Here is an 11617-nt window from a genome sequence, read left to right as displayed (position 1 = left end):
TCCGCGCCTCCACCCGGGCGCTCCGCCCCACGCCCCAGCTAAGGCCCTGGTTTTGGGCCACTCGCCGGGCGTCCGGTGGGACGCGACGCGGGCGTGTGGGGGGCGGGCCCCCCCCCCCACCTCAGGGTGTAGTGCGCACGAACAGTTGACGGTGCGCACCGATACCTTCACCACCGGCGAAGTTTCGCCCTGGCGATGCCATCACTAGCGGCACCGAGATGATGACAAGGACCCCGCTGAAGGCCTGTGGTTGGGCTGTCGGGTGATTTTGCGGTTGCCCAGCTGGGCAACTCGCCGCAGGTGAGTCCGTCATGCCTTGGGGCGCACCACACGGCGCTCATCGTGATCGTCGAGCAGCTGCAAGCCCTCCATCATCGCCGCACCGATGCGAAATTCCTCGGCCCACCACTTGGCAGACCGGATCGGCAGACCGCGCGGCCGATACTTCCGCATGATCTCGACGTGGTAGGGCAGGCCCATGAATTTCGCCAATCCCCTGTCATCCGCCCAGATCGACAGCGACCCGACCTGACGGCGCGCGGGTCGGAAGTAGGTCAGCACGCCGACCGCGCCGTCGATCATCGCCAGCTGATCACCCAAGCGCTCCGACGCACGCCAGATGGCCGGAATGTCGGTCACCTGCGTGGTCGTGTATTGGGTCATGCTGATCATGAACGGGCCACCGGCTCGGGCCGCGGTTCCGGATTTCCATCGGCTGTTGAGCACAAGGCCGGCCAGCGACGAGCCGGGCGCACGGTGCCGGCGCCACGTTTGCCACGGCAGCCGACGGTCGTCGAGGAGGTCACTCCACAGAGGTCGTGTCTTTTCCATTGATAGTCAGGGGCGATAGACCGGGGACGCGCCACGGCGCGAACCCGTTTGCCCCGTCCTCCTTAACTTATCCAGAGACCGAGTTGATATGCACATGCGTACGATATGCACCTGCTTATCATTAGTCAATGGGGCGACGCGGACAGGTGCCGCAGCACGAACAAGTCCCGCCCGGCCGCATACTTGCTGTGGACACCGCGCCAATTCGAGGAGGCCGGCGTGCGACTGAGTCCCGACGAAGCACGCAGACGGTTTGCGACCAGCCCGGTCGCACGGCTGGCGACCACGTCGGCGTCCGGCGTGCCACACATCGTGCCGATCGTGTTCGCCGTGGTCGACGATATCGTCTACACCAGCGTCGACGCGAAGCCCAAAACGTCCACGAAGCTGCGACGGTTGGCGAACATCGCGGCCAATCCGGCAGTCAGTGTGCTCGCCGACCGCTATGACGACGACTGGACACAGCTGTGGTGGGCGCGCGCCGACGGCAATGCCCGCATCGCCGGCTCCGAGGAGGAGCGAATAGCCAAGCGCCAGTTGGCCGCACGCTACCCCGACTATACGAAACAGCCGCCGCCGGGACCGGTGATCGCCGTCGATGTCCACCGCTGGTCGGGATGGAGCTCGGCCGACGCCCCGATGCGCTGCACAGAGCTGCCATTTCGGGCTACTTGATCAGGCAACCCACCGTTCGACGCACCGGCAGCCCGCGTTCCTCCAAGGCCATGAGCAGCCCCTGACCACGCTGTGCCCCGACCAGCACATCCGTGCGCGCCAGGTCCGGCACGTAAGTCGCTGCGCCGATGATGGATTCGCCGACCAACGACCAGAAGCGCCGGGCGCTCAACGCAGAACAGCGCGCGAGACTGTACTGGATCATCGTCAGCGACGGCTCGCACCGGTGCGCCAGCCAGACGTACATCGCGCGCTCACACGGCAGCGTCGCCACCCCGGGCTCCCCGACCAGCCGATCACCGTCGAGCACGCGAATGGTGGTGTCCACCAAGCCTGCCCAATCGATACCGCCATCGTTGTCGGTGTGGATCCAGAGGTTCTCCAGCCCCGGATCCCAGGCCCGCCCCTCGGAGACCAGCAGGGCGACCACCCGGCCGATCACCGCATGGATCAGGGCGGTCGCCACCACTTCGGCGGCGGTGTCCGCGCTGATCATCTCCGCCGCGTGGCGGCGGTACATCAGCTCGATCCGCCCCTCCCGCAATCCATCCGAGAGCCGCCACCATCGACGTTTGCTCTGCTCGGACATTGCGGCCACCGCGTAGACACGCGGATGTTCCGGTTGCAGTGCGCGAAGCCGGTTACACGCGCGTCCGAATTCCACGTGGGAGCGGCGGGCCGCGTAGGTCATCACTGGCTCGGGCATCGAACCTCCTCGGGGTCGGCTCCGTCATGGGTCCATAGCGGAAGATAGGTTAGGCTTACCAGACCTCGCAACCCGCGCAGGACACAGAGTCAGGAGTAGTTCGTCGCCGTGACGGCATCAGGCACCGCCGCGCCGAAGGCGGCACGATCGAAACCCGCGCAACAGGCGCGGACACCCAGCACCGGGTCGCTGCAGAAGACCGCGCGACGTCGATGGCTCGGACTGCTCCTGCTGACGGCTCTGCTGCTGGCCGCCACGGTGGCCGGCATCGCGATCGGTACCCGGACGCTCTCGCCCGGCACCGTCTATGCCGCGATGCACGACGCACTCACCTGCCCGGGCGGCCCCTTCCACTGCCAGGCCGGATCGACTGCCGAAGAGATCGTGCGCGGACTTCGGTTGCCCCGCACCGCGCTCGCCCTGGCCTGCGGACTGGCGCTCGGTATCGCCGGTGCGCTGATCCAGGGCTACACCCGCAACCCGCTCGCCGACGCCGGGCTGCTCGGCCTCAACGCAGGCGCCGCGTTTCTCGCGGCCCTGAGCGTCTACCTCTTCGCCTTCACCGCGCCCGAGCAGTACATCTGGTTCGCCTTCGCCGGGGCGCTGATCGCCGGGCTCGTGGTGTTCACGGTGTCGTCCATCGGTGGCGGGAAGGCGAGCCCGCTGAGCCTGGTGCTGGCGGGCGCGGCGGTGACCGCATTCCTGCAGGCGATGACGAATGCCGTTGTGCTGCTGGACACCACGGCGCTGGACACGTATCGGTTCTGGGTGGTCGGCAGCGTGAGCGGGCGCGACGCCGAGGTGTTCTGGCAGGTGTTGCCATTCCTGGCGGTCGGTCTCGTGCTCGCGGTGGCGGCATCGCCGGGGTTGAACCTGCTCAGCCTGGGCGACGAGGTCGCCCGCGGGCTCGGTGTCGATATCGGGCGCAGCCGGGCGCTCGGGCTGGCCGCGATCGTCCTGCTGTGCGGAGCCGCGACAGCCGCCGTCGGCCCTATCGCCTTTCTCGGATTGGTGGTACCCCATCTGGCCCGGGTATTCACCGGGCCCGACTATCGCTGGTTGATCCCGTACTCGGGATTGTTCGGCGCGTTACTGCTGCTGATCGCCGATATCATCGGACGCGTCGTGGCAAGGCCCGGCGAGCTCGAGGTCGGCGTCACCCTCGCCGCGATCGGCGCGCCGTTCTTCGTTCTGCTCGTGCGGCGTCGAAAGCTGGTGAACCTGTGACGCTTTCCTCGAACACGCTCGCAACGACGAGCCCACCGTCCGAAGGCATCGACAAGCCCGCGGGGCTCGGCCGCGTCCGTCCCGCCCTGCGCATCGGCCCGCTGTCGCTGGTGCTCCGGCCGACGATGCTGCTGGTCGTGTTGATACTCGCCGCAGCGCTTTTCGCCATGTTCTGCCTCGACATGACGATCGGCGATGCGCACATTCCCGTCGGCCGGGTCCTCGACGTGCTGACCGGCGGCGGCACGCGCTCTCAGCGTTTCATCGTGCTGGAGTCGCGCCTCCCCCGCGCGCTCACCGCGGTCGTGGTCGGCGCCGCGCTCGGCCTCGCGGGCGCCCTCACCCAATCCATCCTGCACAACCCGCTCGCCGCACCGGATGTCCTCGGCATCACCGCGGGAGCGAGCCTCGGCGCGGTGGCGGTCATCGTCGGAACCGGCGGCGCCGCAACGGGGTTCGCCGCAACGATCGGCGCACCACTTGCCGCGCTGACGGGCGGCCTGGTCACCGCGGTGGCGATCTACCTGCTCGCGTGGGGGCGCGGCCCGACCGGCGACCACGGCGTCACCGGTCTGCGGTTGGTACTGGTCGGCATCGGCGTGAACGCATTCCTCTTGTCCGGCATCAGTTTTCTCCTCACTCGCGCCAGCCTGCAGGACGCGGCACGCGCCCAGCTCTGGCTCAACGGGTCGCTCAACAGCACCGACACGGCCCGGTTGATCCCGGCGGCGCTCGCGTTGACTGTCGTCGTCGTGGTTGCGCTCGGCTCGGCCCGCACGCTCGCCACACTGCGCCTCGGCACCGAGACCACCCGGGTGCTCGGCGTGCGCATCCAAACGCAGCAGGCGATGCTGATCGGTGCGGCGGTTGTGGCCGCCTCGGTTGCCACCGCGGTCGTCGGCCCGGTCGGTTTCGTGGGCCTGGCCGGACCCCAGATCGCACGCAGATTGCTACGAACACCCGGCGAACCGCTCATCGGCTCGGCGCTCGTCGGCGCCATCTCGGTGGTCGGGGCGGACGTGGCGTCGCGAACACTGTTTCCGGTGGATTTGCCGGTCGGAGTGGTGACCGCGGCGTTCGGCGGTCCGTTCCTGCTCTACCTGCTCGTGCGTATGAATCGGAAGGCGACCCTGTCATGACCACCGCATCCGCCGAAAGCGTCGACGCACACCGGCTTTCCGCCGAGGACATCACCCTCGGGTACGGCGATCGCGTCATCGTCGACGGACTCTGCATCGACGTCGCCCCCGGCGTGATCACCACCGTCATCGGCCCGAACGGCTGCGGCAAGTCGACGCTGCTGCGCTCGCTCGGTCGGCTGCTGCGGCCGAAGCAGGGCCGAGTCCTGTTGGACGGCAAGGCGATCTCGTCGATGAAGACCAAGGATGTCGCCCGCGTGGTCGGCATGCTTCCGCAATCCCCTGTCGCACCGGAAGGGCTGACGGTCGCGGATCTTGTAGCCCGCGGCCGCCACCCGCACCAGTCCTGGATCCGGCAGTGGTCGGTCACCGACGAGGCCGAGGTGATGACCGCGCTGGAACAGACCGGCATCTCCGATCTCGCCGACCGCCCGCTCGACGAGCTTTCCGGCGGGCAGCGCCAGCGGGCCTGGATCTCGATGGCGCTGGCCCAGGGCACCGACATCTTGCTACTGGACGAGCCGACCACCTACCTCGATCTCGCGCACTCGGTCGAGGTGCTCGACCTGGTCGACCGGTTGCACGACGACCTCGGCCGGACCGTGGTGATGGTGCTGCACGACCTGAATCTGGCCATCCGCTACAGCGACGAATTGATCGTCATGCGCGCGGGGCGGATCGTCGCGCAGGGCACACCGAGTGACATCATCGATGCCGGGCTGTTGCGCGAGGTGTTCGATCTCGACGCCTCGGTGCTGGAGGACCCGGTGTCCGGCCGGCCGATGATCGTGCCCATCGGCACCAGACACGTGCGCGCGGCCTACGGGTCGAGGCCACCGAGTATGACAAATGCCACACAGCTATCAGGCAGTTACGACGACGTGTAGTACGCAATTGTGTCGTTGGGTCCGTAAACTTGTGGGATGGCAGGACTTGGTGAACTCGAGAAAGCGGTCATGGACCAGTTGTGGTCGAGTGACGAACCGCAAACGGTCCGGCAGGTGCACGAGGCATTGGCTGCGCGACGTGAGCTCGCCTACACCACCGTGATGACGGTGTTGCAGCGGTTGGCGAAGAAAAACCTCGTCGTCCAGCGGCGCGACGACCGCGCACATCGCTATGCGCCGGTGCACACTCGCGACGAGCTGGTCGCCAGTTTGATGTTCGACGCATTGCAGCAGGCCGACGAAGCGGGCAGCCGTGCCGCGGCACTCGTCCATTTCGTCGAGCAGGTCGGCAGGGATGAGGCTGACGCTTTGCGCGAAGCACTCGCTAAGCTCGAAGCATCCGAGGGCACTGCGCCGCCGTCGCAGTAGTCTCGGACCTGGCCTCACAATGCCGTGAGCGCCCTGGCCCCACAACGCAGTGAGCTGAGTCGATGAACGCAACCGCGCCGGTATTCGCCGGACTCGCTTTGCTTCTCGCGGGGCCTGCCCCAGCACTGCTGAGCCGGGCGACCTGGACCTACCGGACGCCTCGGGCCGCACTGGTGCTGTGGCAGGCCATCGCGCTGGCCGCCGTGCTCAGCGCATTCGGCTCCGGTCTTGCCATCGCCGCCGAACTACTCGTCCCGGGACCCGATGGCCGGCCGACCACCTCGCCGGCCAGGGAAATCGACGCACTCGGCCTGCCGCTGTGGCTGGCCTATGTCTTCGTCTTCGCGCTCACCCTGATGATCGGCGCCCGGCTGATCTACGCGGTGATCCGAGTCGGCGTGCACACGCGCAGACGGCGCGCTCGTCACCGCATGCTGGTCGACCTGCTCGACCAGAGCGGACCGCATCGCCGCGCAGCCGACATCCGGGTGCTCGCCTCGACCGAGCCGATCGCCTACTGCCTGCCCGGCCTGCGCCAACGGGTCGTGCTGAGCGAGGGCACGTTGACCAATCTGGCCGATGCCGAGGTCACCGCCATCGTCAGCCATGAACGCTCGCACCTGCGCGCCCGCCACGACCTGGTGCTCGAGGCATTCACCGCGGTCCATGAAGCCTTCCCGAGGGTAGTGCGCAGTAGGGCCGCGCTCGGCTCGGTGAAGCTGCTGATCGAACTGCTCGCCGACGACTCCGCCGTGAAGGTGACCGGCCCCACACCGCTCGCGCGGGCGCTGGTCGCCTGTTCGAAATCCACCGCTCCGCAGGGCGCGCTGGCCGCGGGCGGACCGACCACTCTGATCCGCATCCAACGTCTCGGCGGACGTATCGGCGATATCCGGGTCGCCTCGGCCGCCTATCTCGGCTCGGCGGCCATCCTTGTCGTTCCGACCATGGCTGTCGCGGTACCCTGGCTGGTCGAACTGGATCGGCTGCTCCGCAACTGAATCACCCGGTCCCCGCTGACCACCCGGCCTCAGCATTCTTCCCGAGGGCCGGGCCAACTTTCTCGGCACGCACCACAGGTGCCCGGCTTCCCGCCGCGCCGAGACACGAAAGGCACACACACCTTTGACCTCCTCGCCCCCTGCCACCGCGGCGCCCGACGTGACCTTCGCTGATCTGGGCCTGCCGGTCCCACTGGTGCAGGCACTGCGCAACGACGGCATCGAGGCTCCCTTCCCGATCCAGGCCGCGACGGTGCCCGACGCGATGGCGGGCAAGGATGTGCTCGGGCGGGGGCCGACGGGTTCCGGCAAGACGCTCGCCTTCGGGCTGCCGATGCTCGCCAGGCTCGCCGGTGCCTCGGCCAAGCCGGGTAAACCGCGCGGACTCGTGCTCGTGCCGACCAGGGAGCTGGCCACGCAGATCGAACGCGCACTGGACAATCCCGCGCTTTCGCTCGGTTTGCGGGTCGCCGCGGTGGTCGGAGGTGCGCCGATCAAGCGTCAAGCCGACCGGCTCGCGCGCGGCGTCGACCTGCTGATCGCCACACCTGGCCGGCTGGAAGATCTGGTCAATCAGCGCTCGGCCGATCTCTCGGAAGTCCGCATCACCGCGTTGGACGAGGCCGACCACATGGCCGACATGGGCTTCCTGCCCCAGGTCACCAAGTTGCTGGACCGGACACCGAAAGATGGTCAGCGACTGCTCTTCTCGGCCACTCTGGACGGTGAGGTCGACAAGCTCGTCAAGCGCTACCTGAACTCCCCGGTCACGCACTCGACCGCGCCGCCGTCAGCCTCGGTCGCGACCATGTCGCACCATCTGCTGCATCTGCGCAAGATCGACAAACGCACCGTCATCGCCGAGATTGCCGCCCGCGACGGGCTGACCATCATGTTCGTACGGACAAAGCACGGCGCCGACCGGCTGGCCAAGCAGTTGCGCGCCGCGGGCATCGCCGCGGGCGCACTGCACGGCGGCAAGGCGCAGAACAACCGGACCCGGACCCTCGCCGCGTTCTCCGACGGCTCGACCCCGGTTCTGGTGACCACCGATGTCGCCGCGCGCGGTATCCACGTGGACGGGATTTCCCTTGTCGTGCACGTGGATCCGCCCGCCGAGTCCAAGGCCTACCTGCATCGTGCCGGGCGCACGGCCCGCGCGGGCGAGGACGGCGTCGTCGTCACGCTGGTCACCGAGGACGAGCGCGACGACGTCGACAAGATGACCCGCAAGGCGGGTGTGGACATCGACGCGGTGGAGGTGCGGCCGGGAGATCGGCGACTGATCGCGATCACCGGTGCCAGGCAGCCGTCGGGCATACCTGTCGTTGCCGTGGTGGCGACCAACGTAGAGCCGAAGTCCGCGGCGGACGGCGGTCGATCCAGGTCCGCGGGCCGCAAGTCCGGCGGCGCCACGGCAGGCGGTCGCGGGTCGAGCGGGCGCGGCGCACGCTCGGGTGGGCGCGGCGCGGGCGCGACCAAGACATCCGGCCGTTCGGCAGGCACCGCGACGGCGGCGGCAGGGCGGACAGCGGGCGCGACGAAGACGTCGCGTACCGCGGGCACGGCCTCGGCGTCGAACCGCTCCGCTGGTTCGGCGACGACCGGGCACGCGACCGGTTCGTCGAACGCCGCGCCGAGCCGGACCACCGCGGGTGACACGCCCGGGAATACACGTCGACGCGCCGGTCGGCCACAAGGCGTGGCGAACAACAGCAACCGCATGGCAAACTAGCCTATGCCCCACCATCAGCTGGGCGCCATCGTCTGCGCATTGCTCGCGGCGCTGCTGTTCGCGCTCGCTGCGGTTGTCCAGCAACATGCGGCTGCTGCGGTGCCTGAGGGCGCCTCGTTCCTCCGCACACTGCTGGGCAATCCACGGTGGTGGGCCGGGATCCTCGGGGACGCGGGCGGGTACGCGATGCAGGTCGCGGCGCTCGCACTGGGCGCGGTGCTTCTAGTCCAGCCGATCCTGGTGAGCATGCTCGTCTTCGCGCTGCCGCTGTCCGCGCGACTCAATGGACGCAGAGTCACCGGACGCACCTGGGCGACAGCCATCGCACTCGTCGCGGCGTTGGCGTGCTTCCTGATCGTCGGTGATCCGACGGAGGGGAATGCCAGCGCACCCCTACACGAGTGGATCGTGCCGCTGGCGATCCTGCTCGGCCTGATCGCCGCCGCGATCGCAGTCGGCGCCGCCACCGCGGTCCCGGCCCTGCGTGCGATGCTGTTCGGCGCGGCAGGCGGCGCGCTGTTCGGCCTGACCGCCGCGCTCACCGAATACGTCACGACCTTGTTCGAGCACGGCCTCGGTCAGGTACTCAGCAGCTGGCAGACCTGGGCGCTCGTCGCCTCCAGTTTGATCGGGTTCTACCTCCAGCAACGCGCGTTCCAAGCCGGCCCCCTCGTCGCCTCGCTGCCCGCCATCACCATCATCGAACCCTTGGCTGCCGCCTACGTCGGCATCACCATCCTCGACGAGCGGCTGCGCACCGGCACCATCAGTCTCGTGGTGATCGCCTGCACGGTGATTGTCATGTGCGCGACCACAATCCAGCTCTCACGCGTCCAAGCGGAGGCATGAAGTCCGACAGGCAACCGCGCCGTCGACCCGGAACGAACTCGGCACCATATAGCCGAACACCGCACCGCCGATCTTCCTCCGCTGCCGCGGATCAGCCGCCATCCGGGCGCACCCGTCGATGCCACCAGCCGGTATTGGTCGCGCTGCTCACCCCGACCCGGCAACTACCATCGTGTGTGATGCGCGTCTCCCTGATGCCACGCGTCGAATGCTGGGGAATTGCACGCGGCCCCACAGAGCCGGATATCATCGGTTAAGTGCAGTTTCTCCCTGGCCATCAGCCGCCGTATGACCTGACCTACGACGACATCTTCCTCGTCCCGAACCGGACGGATGTCGCGTCGCGGTTCGACGTCGATCTGTCGACCGCCGACGGGTCGGGCACCACCATCCCCATCGTCGTGGCGAATATGACCGCGGTCGCGGGGCGCCGGATGGCCGAGACGGTCGCCCGTCGCGGCGGCATCGTGGTGCTGCCGCAGGACCTGCCGATCAGCGCGGCCGCCGACACCATCGGCTTCGTCAAGAGCCGGTCACTCACCGCCGACACCCCGGTGACCCTCGACCCCGAGCGTTCGGTGTCCGAAGCCGTCGCCCTGATGCACAAGCGCGCCCACGGTGCGGTCGTAGTCGTCGACGGCGGCAAGCCGATCGGCGTCGTCACCGAGGCGTCGTGCACCGACGTCGACCGGTTCGCCCGGCTCCGCGACGTCGCGATGACCGATTTCGTTCAGGCCCCGGCCAGCACCTCGCCACGCGACATCTTCGATCTGCTCGAAGCCAAGCATGCCCAGTTGGCCGTGCTGGTCGCCGAGGACGGCTCCCTCGCGGGTGTGATGACTCGCACCGGCTCGGTCCGTGACGGCATCTACCAGCCGAATGTCGACGCCAACAATCAGCTGCGTGTCGCCGCCGCCGTCGGCATCAACGGTGACGTGGCCGCCCGGGCCAAGGCGCTCGCAGACTCCGGCGCCGACCTGCTCGTCATCGACACCGCACACGGTCACCAGGCCAAGATGCTCGAAACTCTCAGCGCGATCCGCGACCTCGGCCTCGGCGTGCCGTTGGTCGCAGGCAACGTCGTCTCGGCGGCGGGCACCCGCGACCTCGCCGCGGCGGGCGCGGACATCATCAAGGTCGGTGTCGGCCCCGGCGCCATGTGCACCACCCGCATGATGACCGGCGTCGGCCGCCCGCAGTTCTCGGCGGTCGCCGAATGCGCCGCCGCGGCAAAGGAACTCGGTGTGCACATCTGGGCGGACGGTGGCGTCCGGCACCCGCGCGACGTCGCACTCGCCCTGGCCGCCGGCGCGTCCAACGTGATGATCGGCTCCTGGTTCGCAGGCACCTACGAGTCGCCCGGCGACCTGCGCGTCGACCGCGACGGCAACGCCTACAAGGAGAGCTTCGGCATGGCCTCCAAGCGCGCCGTCGCCGCCCGCACCGCCTCCGACAGCGGTTTCGACCGGGCCCGCAAAGCACTGTTCGAGGAGGGCATCTCCAGCTCACGGATGCGCCTGGATCCGGAGCGCCCCGGCGTCGAGGACCTCATCGACCACATCTGCTCCGGCGTTCGTAGCGCCTGCACCTATGCGGGCGCACGCAGCCTCGCCGAACTGCACGACAAGGCCGTCCTCGGCGTCCAGTCCGCCGCAGGTTTCGCCGAGGGCCGCCCCCTGCCCAGCGGCTGGTAGAACCGGACGCAATCCATCAGCGGCGCTGCGCGCGCACCAACCCCGCACGCGCAGCCCGACCCGAACCGCACTACAAGGCCATCCTCCACAGTGCAGCCGACCGCCCGATCTTCCGAGGGAACACCCCCACCCAGCAGCAGGCGAGACCGGACACAGACCATCAGCGGCCCTACGCGCGCACCAACCCCGCACGCGCAGCCCGACCCAAACCGCACTACAAGGCCATCCTCCACAGTGCAGCCGACCGCCCCCCGTCTCCCCGAGGGAACACCCGCCACACAGCGGCAGGCAAGAGCCGAGCAGACATCTCCAGCAGCCACCTCGTCACGGCACCTGCACCACCAACCCACCCACCCACCACGGAGCGAGTCTTACGAGCGACCGTTCGCGGCCGGCTCGCGTCCGAGCGGCCGAAGCGCATGTGCCGCAGGCACGAGTCTCGGC

The 11617-nt window shown here is 68.6% G+C and carries 11 protein-coding genes; 9 read left to right on the top strand and 2 right to left on the bottom strand.

Going from position 1 to position 11617, the window contains the following annotated elements:
- Window positions 1-309 precede the first annotated feature (309 nt).
- The gene (locus ACFU4Z_RS16095) at window positions 310-672 is read right to left on the bottom strand and encodes a hypothetical protein (protein ID WP_379063524.1); all 363 of its coding nucleotides are present in this window, start codon (window positions 670-672) and stop codon (window positions 310-312) included.
- 378 nt (window positions 673-1050) lie between these two features.
- On the opposite strand from ACFU4Z_RS16095, the gene ACFU4Z_RS16090 reads away from it, so the two are divergent.
- Window positions 1051-1506, top strand: a complete 456-nt coding sequence (locus ACFU4Z_RS16090; protein ID WP_379063522.1) for a TIGR03668 family PPOX class F420-dependent oxidoreductase — start codon at window positions 1051-1053, stop codon at window positions 1504-1506.
- Here ACFU4Z_RS16090 and ACFU4Z_RS16085 read toward each other — a convergent pair.
- On the bottom strand, window positions 1499-2212 hold the full coding sequence (locus tag ACFU4Z_RS16085) for a hypothetical protein (RefSeq protein ID WP_379063520.1): 714 nt from the start codon (window positions 2210-2212) through the stop codon (window positions 1499-1501). The genes ACFU4Z_RS16090 and ACFU4Z_RS16085 overlap by 8 nt on opposite strands.
- A 189-nt stretch (window positions 2213-2401) precedes the next feature.
- Here ACFU4Z_RS16085 and ACFU4Z_RS16080 point away from each other — a divergent pair, with 189 nt between their 5' ends.
- The 8 genes from ACFU4Z_RS16080 to ACFU4Z_RS16045 all read left to right on the top strand — a co-directional run bounded on the left by ACFU4Z_RS16080 (window position 2402) and on the right by ACFU4Z_RS16045 (window position 11173).
- Window positions 2402-3439 (top strand): FecCD family ABC transporter permease, encoded by a 1038-nt coding sequence (locus ACFU4Z_RS16080; RefSeq protein ID WP_379064272.1) that lies wholly within the window; start codon window positions 2402-2404, stop codon window positions 3437-3439.
- Window positions 3436-4578 carry a FecCD family ABC transporter permease gene (locus ACFU4Z_RS16075; protein ID WP_379063518.1) on the top strand — a complete coding sequence of 381 codons (1143 nt, stop codon included), beginning with the start codon at window positions 3436-3438 and terminating at the stop codon, window positions 4576-4578. Before ACFU4Z_RS16080 ends, ACFU4Z_RS16075 begins: the two co-directional genes overlap by 4 nt.
- Window positions 4575-5465, top strand: coding sequence for an ABC transporter ATP-binding protein (locus tag ACFU4Z_RS16070; RefSeq protein ID WP_379063516.1), 891 nt, complete (start codon window positions 4575-4577; stop codon window positions 5463-5465). The genes ACFU4Z_RS16075 and ACFU4Z_RS16070 overlap by 4 nt, the downstream gene beginning before the upstream one ends.
- Window positions 5466-5501: 36 nt before the next feature.
- Window positions 5502-5894 (top strand): BlaI/MecI/CopY family transcriptional regulator, encoded by a 393-nt coding sequence (locus ACFU4Z_RS16065; protein ID WP_328400153.1) that lies wholly within the window; start codon window positions 5502-5504, stop codon window positions 5892-5894.
- A gap of 62 nt (window positions 5895-5956) precedes the next feature.
- A complete protein-coding gene (locus tag ACFU4Z_RS16060) occupies window positions 5957-6895 on the top strand; it encodes a M56 family metallopeptidase (protein ID WP_379063513.1) in 939 nt (312 codons plus the stop codon).
- Between the two features lie 124 nt (window positions 6896-7019).
- The gene (locus tag ACFU4Z_RS16055) at window positions 7020-8630 is read left to right on the top strand and encodes a DEAD/DEAH box helicase (protein WP_379063511.1); all 1611 of its coding nucleotides are present in this window, start codon (window positions 7020-7022) and stop codon (window positions 8628-8630) included.
- 3 nt (window positions 8631-8633) lie between these two features.
- Complete coding sequence (locus ACFU4Z_RS16050; protein WP_379063509.1) at window positions 8634-9479, top strand: DMT family transporter; 846 nt, start codon at window positions 8634-8636, stop codon at window positions 9477-9479.
- A gap of 257 nt (window positions 9480-9736) precedes the next feature.
- The gene (locus ACFU4Z_RS16045) at window positions 9737-11173 is read left to right on the top strand and encodes a GuaB1 family IMP dehydrogenase-related protein (RefSeq protein ID WP_379063507.1); all 1437 of its coding nucleotides are present in this window, start codon (window positions 9737-9739) and stop codon (window positions 11171-11173) included.
- The last annotated feature ends 444 nt before the right edge of the window (window positions 11174-11617 follow it).

The sequence above is a fragment of the Nocardia sp. NPDC057440 genome (assembly GCF_042802915.1).
In the GTDB taxonomy this organism is placed as follows: domain Bacteria; phylum Actinomycetota; class Actinomycetes; order Mycobacteriales; family Mycobacteriaceae; genus Nocardia.
The sequence above is the reverse complement of the archived record's forward strand: the minus strand, read 5'-3'. Positions and strand labels throughout refer to the sequence as shown.

Coding starts and splice junctions, on each gene's coding strand:
- ACFU4Z_RS16060 (WP_379063513.1), top strand. CDS start 5,957: ATGAACGCAACCGCGCCGGTATTCGCCGGACTCGCTTTGCTTCTCGCG.
- ACFU4Z_RS16065 (WP_328400153.1), top strand. CDS start 5,502: ATGGCAGGACTTGGTGAACTCGAGAAAGCGGTCATGGACCAGTTGTGG.
- ACFU4Z_RS16085 (WP_379063520.1), bottom strand. CDS start 2,212: ATGCCCGAGCCAGTGATGACCTACGCGGCCCGCCGCTCCCACGTGGAA.
- ACFU4Z_RS16050 (WP_379063509.1), top strand. CDS start 8,634: ATGCCCCACCATCAGCTGGGCGCCATCGTCTGCGCATTGCTCGCGGCG.
- ACFU4Z_RS16070 (WP_379063516.1), top strand. CDS start 4,575: ATGACCACCGCATCCGCCGAAAGCGTCGACGCACACCGGCTTTCCGCC.
- ACFU4Z_RS16095 (WP_379063524.1), bottom strand. CDS start 672: ATGATCAGCATGACCCAATACACGACCACGCAGGTGACCGACATTCCG.